Origin of the sequence: Streptomyces sp. GSL17-111 (assembly GCF_037911585.1) — a bacterium.
Lineage (GTDB): Bacteria > Actinomycetota > Actinomycetes > Streptomycetales > Streptomycetaceae > Streptomyces.
In genome coordinates this window covers 3,636,750-3,651,183 of sequence record NZ_JBAJNS010000001.1, presented here as the reverse complement: position 1 = coordinate 3,651,183, position 14,434 = coordinate 3,636,750, and the positions used below count along the sequence as shown (strand labels likewise).

The following is a 14,434-nucleotide window of genomic DNA, read 5'->3' as shown; positions in this document are numbered from 1 at the left end:
GACGCCGGATCTCAGGCCCCGGCCTCCGTCAGCAGGGCGTAGCCGGTCAGGCCGAGGGAGCTGCGACGGCTCCAGCTGCGGGCCGCGAGGACGGCGACGGCCGTCCGGGTCGCCCGGTCGAAGCCGAGGAACGCCTCGTGGCCCGACGTCGCACCAGGGTGGTAGAAGACGTCGCCGTCCCGGAACCAGGTCAGGGTGTGGGTCTGCCGGGGCCGCAGACCCCGCCGCAGGACCGGCCGGGTCACCTCCCGCAGCGCGGCGGTGAGCGGCGTCCGCTCCGGCGCGAGGTGCGCCTCCAGGAAGGTCAACAGGTCGTGCGGAGTGGCGCGGACGGCCCCCGCCGGGGCGAAGCCGCGCATGACCAGCGGCGGCACGGGCGTCGTGCCGTCCCGGCGGTGGCCCACGGCGTCCCGGCCGGGCGTCCCCGGGTGCAGGCCCGTGTTGCCGAGCCCGAGCGGCCCGAGGACGTGGTCGGTGAGCAGGTCGGCGTAGGAGGTGGCCGTCGTGCGGGCCAGGGCCTGCCCGAGCAGGGAGACGCCGAAGTTCGAGTACCACCAGCGGCTCCCCGGCCGGTGCCGGACGCGGGCGCGCGCGAAGGCGTCCAGCAGGTGCCCGGTGTCGTACTCGGCGTAGGGGTTGGTGCGCCAGGCGGGGACGGCGCGGCGCAGGAACTCCGCGTCGTGCGGCAGCCGGGGCAGCCCCGAGGTGTGGGTCGCCAGGTGGGTGAGGGTGATGGCGTCCCGGTGCGGGTCCGGCCGGCTGGGTGGCAGGTGCGCCACGACGGGGTCGTGGGCACCGACACGGCCCGCGTGCGCCAGCGCCGCCATGAGCAGCACCGTGTACGTCTTGGACGCCGACCCGATCTCGTACCGCAGCCGCTCCCGGTCGGCGTGCCGGGCGGGGCCGTGGCCCCCGCTGTGCACGAAGCGCTCCCCGTCGCGGCTGACGGCGACGACGACGTCGGGCCCGTCCAGCGTCCGCACCGCCGCCCGCACCCGCTCCTCCCAGCCCGCCGCGTCGGCCCGGCGCGGCGCCCCGACGGCCGGGGCCGGCCCGGCCATCACGCCGGGCCCGCCGGGAGCGCCGCCAGGGAGCGGGAGGTGGCCATGACGGAGGCGAACGCGGCGACGAGGGTGGGGTGGTGGAGGAGGTCGAACAGCTCGGCCGGGTCGGCGGCCTCCGGCATCCCACCCTCGATCGGCATAGCCCCGCTCCCGTCCTGGGCGGCCGCGTAGCGCCGCCAGACGTCCTCCTCCAGCGCCGGCTGCGGCAGACAGGCGTCGACGACGAGGAGTTCACCGAGCAGGTCCCAGTGCCCGCGCTCGGCCCAGTCCTCCAGCCAGGTGGGCAGCCACAGGCCGAGGTAGTCGGCGAGGTCGGACGGCAGCGCCTCGGGACGGGAGCCCCAGCGCGTGAGGTGGAAGACGGTGTGGGTCACGTCGTAGCCGATGTGGTAGCCCAGTGTCCACGGCTCCGGCCGCTGCCCCAGCCAGGTGCGGCGCGTCGCCTCGGCGATGGCCAGCGAGGGGCTCAGTCCGGCGCGTTCCTCGGTGACGGAGAAGCCGAGCCGGCGCACCGGCAGCATCTCCAGCGCGGCCCAGCTCCGCAGGGCACGGCCGTGGGCGATGCCGCGCTCCAGCCCCGGGTGGCGGCGGCCGTCCCCCCGGAACGGCGCGTACACCTCCAGCGGCATCGGGCTGAGCGGCTCGTCCCGCTGGACGCGGTCCAGGACGGCGCCGCCCTCCAGCACCTCCTCCCAGGCGAAGTCGAGGAGTTCGCGGGCCAGCCGGGCCTGCCGGCTGCCGGCGACCCCCTCGCGGAAGAGGGCCGTGCCGATGACGGCCAGCTCGCCGACGGGCTTGAGGCGGCCCAGGTCCGGCACCTCGCCGGGCTCCAGGCTGAGCCGGAAGTGCCGCCGGTGGTCGGACAGCCACTCCAGGGCCCGGACACCGACGTCGTGCAGGAGCTGGGGGCGGGTCGTCACGGTCGGCCTCCGGCGGACGGGCTGAGGACGGCGGGATCGGAAGCGGCGGGGGCTGCGGGGTCGGGCGTGGCGGGGGCTGCGGGGGTGCGGCCGGGGGCGAGGGTGAGGGCGGCGGCGAACACGGCGACCAGCGTGGGGTGGTAGCAGGCGCGGAAGGCGGCCTCGTCGGTGGCCCTCGGCGCCGGGCCGCGTGGCGCGACCACCCCGTCCGGGCCCTGCGCCGCCGCGTAGGCGGCCCACTCGGCCTCGGCGGGCGGCGGCTGCGGCAGGCAGGCGCGGACGGCGAGCAGCTCACCCGCCAGATCCCACGCCTCCTCCTCCAGGCAGGCCACCGTCCACGCCGGGAGCCAGGCCGCGAGGTGGCCGCGCACGTCGGCGGGCAGCAGCTCGGGGGCCGCGCCCCACCGGGTGACGTGGAAGACGTGGTGGGTGGCCGCGTACCCCGACCGGCTCTCGAACGCCCACGGCTCCGGCAGCCCGCCGAGCCAGGTGGCCGCCGCCACCGCCGCCGGGTCGGCGTGCGGGTCGAGGCCCAGTCGGCGCTCGGCGCCCAGCACGGCCAGCGTGCGCGTCGGCTCCCGCTCGGTGGAGCGCCACGACCGGGTCGCGGCGGCCGACCGCGCGAGCGCCTCGAAACCCGCGTGCCGACGGCCCGTCCCCGCGAACGCCGCGTACATCTCCAGGGGATAGGTGGCGTGCGGCTCGGCCCGGGCGAGGGCGAGGAACAGCTCCCCGCGCCCGGCCACCTCCCACGCCGCCTCCAGCAACTCCCCGGCCAGCGCGTGCTCCTGACCGCCGAGAGCGGTGCGGCCCAGGACGGCGGCCATCAGCTCCGCCAGCTCACCCAGCGGCTTGACGGTGACGTCCGGCTCGGCCCGCTCGGCCGCGTCCGGCGGCGGACGGAACCGCTCCCGGTGCGCGGACAGCCAGCCCAGCGCCCGGCGCAGCACGCCCGCCTGGACGCTGTCCTCGGTCGGGGCGCTCGGGGTCTCGCTCGGGGCGTCCGTGGGCCCGTCGGCGGCACTCATGCCGGGGCCCTGCGGACCGGCGCCGTCACCCGCATGAGCTGGGCGGCCCGCACGTGCAGGGCGACGCGGGCGTCGTCGGCGGCCCCCATGTGGTGGACGAAGTCCAGCCCGGCGTCCAGGCCCAGCGTCGTCGGCACCCCCGGGACGAGGGCGAGCCAGCGACCGAGCCCCGCCGCCTGGAGCCAGTCGCGGCGGCGGACGGCCCGCACGAAGCCGCGCCCGAGGTCCACCGGACGCTTGGCGGCCCCCGTGGCCAGCGCCGACTCCACGCCGGGGACGGCCAGCGGGGCGAGCTGGGCCATGCGGTGGGCGAGGCGCGGCCACGGCTCCCCCGCCACCCAGTCGGCGTCCGGCTGCGTCTCCCGGACGCCGCGCCCGGTCAGCGTCCGCAGCGCCTCGGCGAGCCCCCAGTGGCTCCACGCGGACGCCGCCGTCGCCTCGGGCGGGGGCGGGTAGGCGTCGCGTGCGGTCTCGGCGAGCGCGACGTCGGCCGGCGCGGCCGCGGCCCCGTACAGCAGGGCGGGGGCCAGCGCGTCCGCACCGAGCACCCGGACGCACGCGACGAGCAGCGGGTCGTTCGCGGACAGCGCGACCGACCCGGCGAGATCGGGGACGGACAGGTGATCGCCTCCGCCCGCGAGGGCGGAGGCAATCACCGAAGCGGTGTTCTGCACCGCGTCCGGCAGTCCGGACGCGGGCGACGGTGCTTCAGCCACGAGCGGTCAGCTCATCCCTTCTTCGGCCGCGGGGCGGGCGGAGAAAGGAGGACCGCACCGGCGAGCAGCAGCAGCCCGGCGCACTCACTGGTGTCGCGGAACGTACCGTCGGCCTCGGTCGCGTTCAGGGCCGCGTCCACGTCCTGTGCGAGCGCTTCCCTGGTGGCCTGGTCGGTCAGCGGTTCGTTGAGCGGCAGCATTGGATCATCCCCTTCGGGTTCGTCCCATTTGTACCTCTCGTCTATTGAGACCTCTGCCGCATCCACCCGCAACAGCACCCCCGCCCGGACGGCCCACCGCCCGGCCCGTTCGCGCATGAGGGGATCAGCGCTGTGGCGGGACACCGTGCCGGGCGGCCCGCAGACACTCCACGAGGTGGTCCACGTTGGTCCACGGGTTGTCGGACCACCCGCCGGAGCCGCGCCGCCTCAGCTCCTCCGCCCGCGTGCGAGCCTGCGGGTACCCGGCCCGCAGCGCCTCGTACTCCAGGTGCTTGCGCGACGTGACGTAGCCGCACCCACCGCTGTGCTCCAGCGCCTGCTGCATCTGCGCCGACGTGTGATAGGCCGTCACCGGTGCACTGTGCAGCAGCAGCCACAGCTCGAAGCACGGGTTGCTGTAGGCGATGGCGACGCCGTTCCGGTCGGCCAGCCTGCGCGCGGCCTCCAGCGAGGACTGGGCCACGGGGGCCTCCACGTCCACGACGCACCAGACCTCGTCGTAGGGGGTGTACCGGTCCGCTGCGGACCTCGGGGCCCGTTCCTGGTGCGCGATCGCCGCCTTCACCAAGGACTTCGGCTCACCGTGCTCGCCGCCGATGCAGATCGAGACGGGCAGGGCCCGCAACTCGCTGCGCAGCCCTTTGAAGTACTGGTTCTCGGTGCACTCGCCCTCGCAGTAGATGAGGAACCTACGCTGCTCCGGGCGCACGCCCTTCTTCCGCTTCAGCGGCTTGCCCCGCCCCACCCGCACTCCCACCTCGGCAGGCCGCGGCCAGGGACCGCAGCAGATCGTCGTCCAAATACGGCACGGCCCCGTAACGCCCCGCCAGGTAGCGCTTCTCCAGGTTCTCGCCACCCTGGTCACGCACGCGGAACTCGGTCATCGGGAAGAGCCGGGTGGCCAGCGAATCCGGGTCCTTCTCCGTGAACCACACCTGGTCGCGGTAGAGCTCGGTGCGCGCGTTGCGGCCGAGAAGGCCCGCCTCGTGGGTGCTGAACACGAGCTGCGCCCCGGTGCGGTTCGTCTCCGGCGACTGGAACATGCCGACGAGCGCGTCCACGAGATACGGGTGGAGGCGCGCGTCCAGTTCGTCCACGCACAGCACCGCGCCGCTGGCCAACGTGGTGATCACCGGCCCGACCAGCCCGATCCACGTCCGCGTGCCGCTGGACTCCTCCCCCAGACCCAGGCGATACGTCCCGCCCGTCGCCCGGTGCTCGACCAGCACGTCCTGCCGGGCCTGAGCCACCCTCACCTTGTCCCCCAGCGCCTCGCGCACCGCACGGGTCAGCCGCTCGTGCGCCGCACGTGACTCCTCGTCCGGCTCTTCGACCCGCAGGCCGGACACGCCCAGGTCGGCGTAGGTGAGCAGGGTGAGCACGGACCCACCGTCCTCCCGGGACGAGCCGTCCAGACACAGCCGCACCGTGTGATCGAGCCGGGAGGCGAAGTCCTCGTCCGTGGCCATGCGCATGCCCGACTGGAACCAGCGGTAGACCCGGCCCAGCTGTGGATGGCCCTGAGCGGCGGCGACGGACAGATAGAGGCTGTTGGGCCGTAGCAGCTCCGAGATGACCTTCCGGTGGCCCGTGAGCCACCGGCCGAAGGCAACGGGCTCACCCCGTTTCCGTTCGTACAGCCGACGCGCCCTCGCCTCCGGGTAGTAGTACAGCCATTCCTCCCGGACCTCGACGTCGTCCACGGAGAAGCCGTACTCGTGCCGCACCCCGTCGAGGGCGAAGTCCATCACGAAGGTGCTGGGGAACGAGGAGGGCCGCTCCCGCAGGGCGAAGGGCCGTCTCGGCACGCCGCCGCTGGGGTCCCACCGCCGGAACGAGGAGAGGATCGCCGCCCTCATCCAGCCCATGGCGTCGATCACGTTCGACTTGCCGGAGGCATTGGTTCCGTAGATCGCCGCGACGGGGACGGCCCGGTGCCCACCGCCCGCGATCTCACCCTCCGCCCTGCTCTCATGCCGGTCGGTCGCGACGAGTGAGAGCTCCTGCTCATCGCGCAAGGAGGCGTGGTTCGTCACCTGGAAGCGAAGCAGCACGACGGCTCCAAGCATCGGACGGTGTCGTTTGGTGGGCGGTATCGTCAAAGTTTGACGATACCGCCCACCAAACGACACTGCCTAGGCCACAGACTCCAACGAGTGACGCCCTCCTCCGTGGGCAAGGGCACACCCTGCGGGAGGGCGGACTCGGGCGCGCTGTGCGAGAGACTGGAAAGTCGACCGATCCCACGCGTGAGGACCGAACGGTGAACAGTGGCCCCCTGATCGTCCAGAGCGACAAGACGCTCCTGCTCGAGGTCGACCACGAGCAGGCCGACGCCTGCCGCCGCGCCATCGCCCCCTTCGCGGAGCTGGAGCGCGCCCCCGAGCACATCCACACCTACCGGCTGACCCCGCTGGGGCTGTGGAACGCGCGGGCGGCGGGGCACGACGCCGAGCAGGTCGTCGACGCCCTCGTCACCCACTCGCGCTACCCCGTTCCCCACGCGCTGCTCGTCGACATCGCCGACACCATGGACCGCTACGGGCGGCTGAGCCTGTCCAAGCACCCGGCGCACGGCCTCGTCCTCCAGACCACCGACCGGCCGGTGCTGGAGGAGGTGCTGCGCTCCAAGCGGATCAAGCCCCTGGTCGGCGAACGCATCGACGCCGACACCGTCGCCGTGCACCCCTCCGAGCGCGGCCAGATCAAGCAGGCCCTGCTCAAGCTCGGCTGGCCCGCCGAGGACCTCGCCGGCTACATCGACGGCGAGGCCCACCCCATCGCGCTCAAGGAGGACGACTGGGCGCTGCGCCCCTACCAGAAGCAGGCGGTCGAGGGCTTCTGGCACGGCGGCTCCGGCGTCGTCGTGCTGCCCTGCGGCGCGGGCAAGACGCTCGTCGGCGCCGGGGCCATGGCCGAGGCCAGGGCGACGACGCTCATCCTCGTCACCAACACCGTCTCGGCCCGCCAGTGGAAGCACGAGCTGGTGCGCCGCACGTCGCTGACCGAGGACGAGATCGGCGAGTACAGCGGCACGAAGAAGGAGATCCGGCCGGTCACCATCGCCACCTACCAGGTGCTGACGACCAAGCGGAAGGGCGTCTACCCGCACCTGGAGCTGTTCGACTCCCGCGACTGGGGGCTCATCGTCTACGACGAGGTGCACCTGCTCCCCGCGCCCGTCTTCAAGTTCACCGCCGACCTCCAGGCCCGCCGCCGCCTCGGCCTGACCGCGACCCTCGTGCGCGAGGACGGCCGCGAGTCCGACGTCTTCTCCCTCATCGGCCCCAAGCGCTTCGACGCGCCCTGGAAGGAGATCGAGGCGCAGGGCTACATCGCCCCCGCCGACTGCGTCGAGGTCCGCGTCAGCCTCACCGACTCCGAACGGCTCGCCTACGCCACCGCCGAGACCGACGAGAAGTACCGCTTCTGCGCCACGACGCCGTCCAAGCTCCGCGTCACCGAGGCCCTGGTCCGCCGCCACCGGGGCGACCAGACCCTCGTCATCGGCCAGTACATCGACCAGCTCGACGAGCTCGGCGAACGCCTCGGCGCCCCCGTCATCAAGGGCGAGACCAGCAACGCGCAGCGCGAGAAGCTCTTCGACGCCTTCCGCGCCGGGGAACTGTCCGTCCTCGTCGTCTCCAAGGTCGCCAACTTCTCCATCGACCTGCCCGAGGCGACCGTCGCCATCCAGGTCTCCGGGACGTTCGGCTCCCGCCAGGAGGAGGCCCAGCGCCTCGGCCGCGTCCTGCGCCCTAAGGCCGACGGCCACGAGGCGCGCTTCTACTCCGTCGTCGCCCGCGACACGGTCGACCAGGACTTCGCCGCCCACCGCCAGCGCTTCCTCGCCGAGCAGGGCTACGCCTACCGCATCATCGACGCCACCGACCTCCCCGAGCCGGACGCCACCGAAGGCGCGTGACGCCGCGCCACCCGCTCAGGTGTCGAGCGTCGCACCCAGGTAGAGCAACATGCCGAAGAGTACGAGGAAGAACAGGGCCGCGAGGACGGCCATGATGCTCCCGGCGATGGCGAGACCGCGCCCGCCGCGCTGATCCGGCACGACCCACCCGAGGAGGACGAACAACAGGCTCGGCGCGCAGAGGAACAGGAACGGATGGGTACCCAACGAGGACCCCAGGGCCAGCAGCGGCACGTCCACCACCGCCCCGAGCACGGAGGCGGTCACCCGGGCCCGCCGCCCTGACCGGACCGGCACGGTCGACGGCGCAGCCCTCCGGTCGTCGCCGGTACCCGCTGCGGACGCTGACGAGAATGCACTCATACGCCCATCCCACCGAACACCGGCTTCCCCGGACATCCGTGCTGATACTCAGGAGCTCCCGCGCCCGGGCTCAGAGGTGAAGCCGACGAACGCGGCCCACGCCTGCGGCCTCAACGACAGCACCGGGCCGGACCGACGCTTGGAGTCCCGCACGTGCACGGCGCCGGGACACTCCGCAACCTCGACGCACTCACCGCCAGCGCTTCCGCTATAGCTGGACGTGTGCCAGGCCATGGCGACCTCTACGCACTCACCGCCCTCACCACTGCTGTAGCTGGACTTGAACCAATCGAGTCGCGCATCGGCCCGCCCAGGCTGTCCGCCCATCAGTGTTCTCCCAGCAACTGTGCGATGAAGGTCATCGACTCACGTGGTGTGAGTGCCTGTGCTCGGATGATGCCATAGCGCGCCACAATGCCCTGGACTTCCGCTCGGTCAGTAACGAGCGTGCTCCTGGCCTGGGCTTCGAGATACGCGACCTGGTCACCGTCGGGCCGGTGGATGACGGTGAACGGTCCATCCAGTCCTGCGTGGTCCTCCACGTCGAGCGGCATGACCTGGACCTCCACAGTGCGGCGCTGAGCCACCCGGAGGAGGTGCTCCAACTGCCGACGCCACACAGTGCGGCCACCCAACGGGCGGCGGATCACTGCCTCGTCGACAACGAATCCGAAAAGAGGCTGAGGCTTGCCGGCGAAGACCTCCTGTCGTTCGATGCGCGCCGACGCTCGCTGCTCGACCACGTCATCGGCTAGCGGAGGGCGCATCATACCGATGACCGCCAATGCGTACTCGTCGGTCTGCAAGAGCCCCGGTACCGCCTGCGTGGCATACACGTGGATCTCGGTGGCGTTCGCCTCCAACTTCGCGGCATCACGGAAGAACGGTGGGTATTTAGCCCTCTTGACCTCCTCCTTCATCTCCAGCAGTACGCCGCCCGCGTCCAGGACATCGTCGGCCTTGTCGATGAACGTCGGCGGTGGAATGCGCCGACCCTGCTCGTAGGACGCGATGGTCGACACCGAGTACCCGGTCGCGGCGCCGAGTTCCGAACGCTCCATGCGGGCTCTCAGTCGCAATCGCTTGAGTTGGCGTCCGAAGACGGACAGGATGCCTGCACTCGGCTCGTGGTCAGCCTGGGTTCCGTCTTCGGTCGGCTCTTCGCTCATCCACGCCACCTCCACTGCCGCCAACGCGGCCCCGCGCGGCAGGTCACTCCGCACGGCTCGTACAGATGCCAGGCGCCCGCGTACCAGCACCGCCGGTACCCGCGTGCGGACATCACGTTACGCACCTATGGTCGATTGCTCTCAAGAAATCGTAAAATCCCCTGATGAGAGGGCTTCTCATTGGCGCTGCCCGCACAGGAATGACGTGACACACCTACGCGGGTCGCCGCTGGCGTACCACCGCATGTCGTAGGCACTTCACCTCTCGCCACGGAACGTTGCCAGGGGAGAACCTGCGGTGTATGGACCACATGAACGCCCACACGCACCGGGCGGTTGAGACCACTGCCGGGACGCCCGCCGTGCGGCGTTTCGGGATGCAGTTCACCTCCACGCCACGCGGGGCAAGGCTCGCACGGCGGCTGGTGTCACACCGACTGGACGAGTGGGGGCACCCCTACACGTCATCGGTCAACGAGACCGTGACGCTGATCGCGGCGGAGCTCGTGAACAACGCCGTGCGCCACGGGCACGTGCCGGGACGGGACTTCCGGCTTCAGCTCACCGATCACGCCGGCGTCGTTCGCGTCGAGGTGAGCGACGTGCGGGACGAGCGGCTGCCGGAGCTGTCCGGTCGGCAGCCGCCCGACAATACCGAGGGCGGTCGGGGCCTGTACCTCGTCGCTCAACTCGCCTCGGCCTGGGGCACCCGCCCCCGCGCCGCCGCACCGGGCAAGACGGTCTGGGCCGAACTCTCCACACCCCCGGCGTAGGCACTCTGCCCCCGTGCCACCTCACATGCGCAGCAACACGTAGGTCGGATACGGCAGGACGGCCCCGCCCCCCATGCACCGCTCAGAGGTCCCGACGTAGCGGAACCCGGCCTTCGTCAAGACACGGCCGGAGGCAGGGTTGGCGGGGTGGTGCTCGGCTTCCAGTCGGTCAAAGCGGACCACGGTGAAGGCGAAGGTCGCAGCCCGCTCCGTCGCCTCGGTGGCGTAGCCGTGACCCCATGCCGCCTCGCAGAGAATGTACCTGAGCGTGCCCGTGTGGCAGGAGCGTCGACTGAGGGCGATCTTGCCGACCAAGACGTCGTCAGCGACGATGCCCCAACTCCACCGCGTGCGGGGGCTCTCGTCTGTCTCGGCGAGCGCTGAGCGAATCTTCTGCTGCGCCTGACTGTAGGTGAGTGCACTTCCGGTGGTGAATCGGATGGAGGCGCCGCTGTAGACATGCTGAAGGGCAGCGGCATCTTCGGGAACAAAAGGTCGCAGAATCACCACGAGTCGGCCAGTTCACCAGCAGTGGGGCGATCGGCGGGGTCGGGAGCCAGGCACGCGGTGATGGCTTCCTCGAATGCGGGAAAGGACCAGGGGCGGAGATCGCTCAACAGCGAGGTCGTGCCCTTGGAGATCGCACGTAGCTTTTCCAGCCGCTCGGTGACGTCGTCGTAGGCGACAGGGCGGTGGCCGGTCCAGCACCAGAACAGGGAGGCGCCCAGGCTCCAGATGTCGGCACTCGGCTGCGCTTGAATGTGCGTGTCCGCAGAGGTGTCGAGGATGGCCGCAGCGATCTCGGGAGCGGTGGTGTGGGTGAGCGCCCCACGGTAGGGCAGGCGCCGATGAGTACCGGGACCGCAGGCCGAGGCGTAGTCGATGACCGCCACGCGTCCGTGCTCGGTGACGAGCGTGTTGGTGGGCTGAACGTCGGCGTGGGCCCAACCGGCGGCGTGCAAGGGCGCCATTTGGGCGGCCCACGTGCGGAGCGCTGCGAGAAGCCAGGACCGGACCAAGGGGGAGTCTCCATCAGCGCCTCGCGCACCGGCGAAAGCCGGCCACAGGGGCGCCCCGTCGACCCAGCGCACCGCCAGCCACCGGCCGTCCCGCCACCCTCCCGCGTCGATGCGGTAGCCGGGAGGTAGCACTCCGGCCGTGGTGAGTCGGACCAAGTGGTCGTCCTCCTGGCGGATCTCTGCGGCCCGTTTCCGTGAGCCACCGCTATCGGGGTTGTTCGCCTTCAACGCCGCAGCACCGCGCGGCCCATGGACGTGCCAGGCCCGTGTGCCGCGCCGGTCGCTCAAGAGCCGGGCGGTGACAGGCTCTCCGACCCGCTCAGCGAGGACAGTGACGGCTTCTTCGGGAGCGGAAAGCACTTCGCCCATCTCCGGATCTCACTCCACTGTTGAGGGATGTGCTCGAACAGATTCCGACCGTCGTCCTGAGCACCGGCGAGTGCGTCGGCGAGTCTCGGAGTCGCGTCAAGAAACCCAGGATCACGCTGACGGACGGCAGCCCTTACGGCGAGGAACGAGACGGGTGCGACCGAGATTGGCTGCCCGGACCTGGAGGCTTCCTCCGCACCCTCGTGAAACTTGCCGAACATCACACCGACCGGTCCATAGATGTTCTTGAGTACCCAGTGTGGCCAGGTCAGCACGTCGTGGTGCCGGACGGTCGGCTCCGCGCCCATGACGACCACGTTCTCGCACCGGAGGAAGCCGTGCGCCCGGCTCAGCAAGGGACGGAGCCATTCAGCCGCCTGAGCGCCCGCGTGGAAGAGCTCCGCCTCCACCGCATCGGTCTCGCCCACGGCCCGGTAGACCGTCCAGTTCGTCAGGCCCCGGCGCAGGGACGGCTCCAGGTAAGGGCAGTGAGCGCTCATCTCCCGCAGGTACGCACCGACGTCCACAGTGGTCGGAGTAGCGGTACTGGCTTCGACGAGTCGCAGCGCCCCGGCGGTGGCCCGGGGCGCTGCGACAGCGGGGGTGGTCACTGGTCGTCGACCTGCGGGGCGGCGTCGTCGTCGCCGCCTCCGCCGATAGGGGAGCAGTCCCACTCGGCGACCACGGTGCCGCTCTGCCGGTAGCTGGCCTCGGCATCGTGGTTCACGACGCCCTGAGCGTCGGTGAACCAGATCTGCGGCAGCGGGCCGTACATCTCCTCGTAGGAAGTCACCCACCCGATCGGTCCGTGGCCGTTGTTCGCGACGTGGCGGATCGGCTGTCCAGCAGTCTCCTGGCACAGGGCCACGTACTGGGAGGTTGCCAACATCTTGTGCCACGCCGCGTCCACGGCAGGGGAGAACATCTCGGGCGCGCTCTGGCCATTCCTGAGGCGCTGCCCGGTGATGGACAGAAAGCGGCACAGCTCGGTCATCGCGGTGCTCATGGTGGTGTCCCTCTCGGTGCCGGTGGTACTGCGGCCCCGGACTGAGTGGGCCCGGGGTGGTGCCGGCGCCACAGACCCGGGTCTCAAGACTCGAGCGCTTGGCGGGACCACTGACGCTATGGAGACGTGGCGACGAGGCTCAACCATGTTGCGGATGATTGCGCCGCCATCACCCAAGTGACTCGAGTGCAGCCCGGATGAGCGAGCGAGCCGCATTGCCGTGAACGGCCATACCGGACAGGCGGGTGAAGGCACGGGCGTAGTCAGCGAGCTCCCGAGGCTGGCGGACATGAATGCCTGCGGTCAGCGTTTCGACGACGGTGTGCTGGTCGTCGTAGAGGTAGAACGCCTCCAGCGGCCACACCGTCCGCTGCGCCGCCTGCGGAATGATGCCGAGGGAGACGGAGGGCAGCGGCATCACAGTGAACAAGTGTTGAAGTTGGCCTGCCATCGTCTCGACGGTGCCGATACGCGAGTGGAGCACCCATTCCTCAAGGAGGACGACGAAGCGATGACCGCCTTGGTACAGGTATCGGCTCCGGGCCAGCCGAGCAGCAACAGCCTGAGTGACGTCGTCGGGGGTCCCCTGGAAGTCCGTGATGGCGTGCATCAGGGCTTCGGCATAGGGCGCGGTCTGGAAGAAGCCTGGAATGACGTTGGAGGTGTAGGCGCGGCAGAGGCGAGCGGCAGCGTTGCGTGTGAGGACTTCCTCCTGAACTCGACGCATTCCGTGGCGGTGCAGACGCCGCCATTCCATGTACATCGACTCCACCGCCCTTGCGACAGCGATGAGATCGTCGACCTGGTCGTCGGCGCCGCACGCCGTGCACCAGGCGCGGATGTCGGCGTCGGAGGGCACAGCCTTCGCGTGGAGAATGCGGGAGGTCTTGGCCGGATGCCAGCGGCACCGGGAGGACAGCTCGCGCCCGCTGACCCCGGCGTCTCTCATCAGATGAGCCAGCCGCACGGCGAGAGCTTCGCGTGCGGCTTGGGCGCTGGAGGAGGGGGAAGCGGGCACGGGCTGTCCGGTTGCTGAGTCAGACGGAATACTTCTCGTGCGGGATCGCACGCTCCCACACCACGGCGAAGGCGCGCGAGCACAGCGCGGCCACTGCAGGATCGTCGGTGCGTTCCTTAGGCGGGGTGGCCCAGTCGCCGTCGCCGGTCCAGTGGTTGAACTGCACGATCCGGTCATCCAACAGCCAGAAGTCGTTCCCCGGGAGTGGGATGTCGCTCGCGTGACGACGGGGCAGCCAACGCACTTCCTCTCCCGCCTGCCGGTTCAGCTGCGTGATGGCATGCTCGTAGCGGATGTAGTCGGTGACCGGTTCGGAGACGATTCGTGCGCGGCGCATCACTACGCCGCGGTCGACGGCCTCAATCACCAGCGGCATCCACTGCGGCCAGAACGATTGCGCCGGGTCGGTGTTGGCGACGCCGGTCCGCAGGAACGTCTCATAGTCTTCGGCCTCGTCCCCCACCGCGTAGGAGTCACGCATCTCCAGGTGAACAGCACTATGCCGAGTCGCGGCGAGCAGTTCAGCGAATGTCGCGGTGCTCAGCGACATCACACGCCTCCCTCAGGATCGGCACCATACGGGCCGGGATTCGGATGACACGCTCGTGAGCCGGGACGCCGAGGGTGTGGCCGGGAACCCACTGTGTTGAACCCACCAGGGCCAGGAGAAGTTCGTCGGCCTCCTCACCCTGAAGAACGACGTCCGCACTCTCCTCTTCCACCCACACTGTCGGTGATCCTTCACCACCGGTGTTCGGGTCCATCCCGACGAACCGTAACGCCATCGCCATCTCCTTTGCCGGGCCGCTTGCGGCCAGTTGAGAAGGACCGTCCCGTACCGTC

19 protein-coding genes are annotated in these 14,434 nt (G+C 70.9%); 2 read left to right on the top strand and 17 right to left on the bottom strand.

What is annotated here, in order from left to right; all coding sequences use genetic code 11:
• Positions 1-11 precede the first annotated feature (11 nt).
• From V6D49_RS16240 to V6D49_RS16210, 7 genes are all read right to left on the bottom strand, one after another.
• On the bottom strand, positions 12-1,061 hold the full coding sequence (locus V6D49_RS16240; RefSeq protein ID WP_340560529.1) for a serine hydrolase domain-containing protein: 1,050 nt from the start codon (positions 1,059-1,061) through the stop codon (positions 12-14).
• Entirely contained in the window at positions 1,061-1,984 is a 924-nt protein-coding gene (locus tag V6D49_RS16235; protein WP_340560527.1) for a DUF6895 family protein, read from the bottom strand. The genes V6D49_RS16240 and V6D49_RS16235 overlap by 1 nt, the downstream gene beginning before the upstream one ends.
• Positions 1,981-3,012 (bottom strand): DUF6895 family protein, encoded by a 1,032-nt coding sequence (locus V6D49_RS16230; RefSeq protein ID WP_340560525.1) that lies wholly within the window; start codon positions 3,010-3,012, stop codon positions 1,981-1,983. Before V6D49_RS16230 ends, V6D49_RS16235 begins: the two co-directional genes overlap by 4 nt.
• Complete coding sequence (locus V6D49_RS16225) at positions 3,009-3,728, bottom strand: hypothetical protein (RefSeq protein WP_340560523.1); 720 nt, start codon at positions 3,726-3,728, stop codon at positions 3,009-3,011. Before V6D49_RS16225 ends, V6D49_RS16230 begins: the two co-directional genes overlap by 4 nt.
• Positions 3,729-3,739: 11 nt before the next feature.
• Positions 3,740-3,928: a hypothetical protein gene (locus V6D49_RS16220; RefSeq protein ID WP_191210257.1), complete on the bottom strand. Its 189-nt coding sequence runs from the start codon at positions 3,926-3,928 to the stop codon at positions 3,740-3,742.
• 124 nt (positions 3,929-4,052) lie between these two features.
• A complete protein-coding gene (locus tag V6D49_RS16215; RefSeq protein ID WP_340560521.1) occupies positions 4,053-4,658 on the bottom strand; it encodes an RloB family protein in 606 nt (201 codons plus the stop codon).
• Entirely contained in the window at positions 4,639-6,018 is a 1,380-nt protein-coding gene (locus tag V6D49_RS16210) for an AAA family ATPase (protein ID WP_340560519.1), read from the bottom strand. Before V6D49_RS16210 ends, V6D49_RS16215 begins: the two co-directional genes overlap by 20 nt.
• Positions 6,019-6,212: 194 nt before the next feature.
• Between V6D49_RS16210 and V6D49_RS16205 the strand changes: the two genes are divergently transcribed.
• Positions 6,213-7,874 (top strand): DNA repair helicase XPB, encoded by a 1,662-nt coding sequence (locus V6D49_RS16205; protein WP_340560517.1) that lies wholly within the window; start codon positions 6,213-6,215, stop codon positions 7,872-7,874.
• A gap of 15 nt (positions 7,875-7,889) precedes the next feature.
• Here the strand turns inward: V6D49_RS16205 and V6D49_RS16200 are convergent, their stop codons facing one another.
• The 3 genes from V6D49_RS16200 to V6D49_RS16190 form a co-directional block, all read right to left on the bottom strand.
• Entirely contained in the window at positions 7,890-8,141 is a 252-nt protein-coding gene (locus tag V6D49_RS16200; protein ID WP_340560515.1) for a hypothetical protein, read from the bottom strand.
• Between the two features lie 144 nt (positions 8,142-8,285).
• Positions 8,286-8,564, bottom strand: a complete 279-nt coding sequence (locus tag V6D49_RS16195; protein WP_340560513.1) for a DUF397 domain-containing protein — start codon at positions 8,562-8,564, stop codon at positions 8,286-8,288.
• Positions 8,564-9,406, bottom strand: coding sequence for a helix-turn-helix domain-containing protein (locus V6D49_RS16190; protein ID WP_340560511.1), 843 nt, complete (start codon positions 9,404-9,406; stop codon positions 8,564-8,566). Before V6D49_RS16190 ends, V6D49_RS16195 begins: the two co-directional genes overlap by 1 nt.
• A gap of 302 nt (positions 9,407-9,708) precedes the next feature.
• On the opposite strand from V6D49_RS16190, the gene V6D49_RS16185 reads away from it, so the two are divergent.
• A complete protein-coding gene (locus V6D49_RS16185) occupies positions 9,709-10,179 on the top strand; it encodes an ATP-binding protein (RefSeq protein ID WP_340560510.1) in 471 nt (156 codons plus the stop codon).
• A 21-nt stretch (positions 10,180-10,200) separates the two neighbouring features.
• Here V6D49_RS16185 and V6D49_RS16180 read toward each other — a convergent pair whose 3' ends face one another.
• The 7 genes from V6D49_RS16180 to V6D49_RS16150 all read right to left on the bottom strand — a co-directional run bounded on the left by V6D49_RS16180 (position 10,201) and on the right by V6D49_RS16150 (position 14,376).
• Positions 10,201-10,689: a GNAT family N-acetyltransferase gene (locus V6D49_RS16180; RefSeq protein WP_340560509.1), complete on the bottom strand. Its 489-nt coding sequence runs from the start codon at positions 10,687-10,689 to the stop codon at positions 10,201-10,203.
• Positions 10,683-11,141: a protein kinase domain-containing protein gene (locus tag V6D49_RS16175; RefSeq protein WP_340560508.1), complete on the bottom strand. Its 459-nt coding sequence runs from the start codon at positions 11,139-11,141 to the stop codon at positions 10,683-10,685. Before V6D49_RS16175 ends, V6D49_RS16180 begins: the two co-directional genes overlap by 7 nt.
• A gap of 341 nt (positions 11,142-11,482) precedes the next feature.
• Positions 11,483-12,178: a DUF6875 domain-containing protein gene (locus V6D49_RS16170; RefSeq protein ID WP_340560506.1), complete on the bottom strand. Its 696-nt coding sequence runs from the start codon at positions 12,176-12,178 to the stop codon at positions 11,483-11,485.
• Positions 12,175-12,573: a hypothetical protein gene (locus V6D49_RS16165; protein ID WP_340560504.1), complete on the bottom strand. Its 399-nt coding sequence runs from the start codon at positions 12,571-12,573 to the stop codon at positions 12,175-12,177. The genes V6D49_RS16170 and V6D49_RS16165 overlap by 4 nt, the downstream gene beginning before the upstream one ends.
• 169 nt (positions 12,574-12,742) lie before the next feature.
• The gene (locus tag V6D49_RS16160; RefSeq protein WP_340560502.1) at positions 12,743-13,591 is read right to left on the bottom strand and encodes a helix-turn-helix domain-containing protein; all 849 of its coding nucleotides are present in this window, start codon (positions 13,589-13,591) and stop codon (positions 12,743-12,745) included.
• Positions 13,592-13,610: 19 nt separating this feature from the next.
• Positions 13,611-14,141, bottom strand: a complete 531-nt coding sequence (locus V6D49_RS16155; RefSeq protein WP_340560500.1) for a DUF6879 family protein — start codon at positions 14,139-14,141, stop codon at positions 13,611-13,613.
• Complete coding sequence (locus tag V6D49_RS16150) at positions 14,113-14,376, bottom strand: hypothetical protein (protein ID WP_340560498.1); 264 nt, start codon at positions 14,374-14,376, stop codon at positions 14,113-14,115. Before V6D49_RS16150 ends, V6D49_RS16155 begins: the two co-directional genes overlap by 29 nt.
• Positions 14,377-14,434 lie beyond the last annotated feature (58 nt).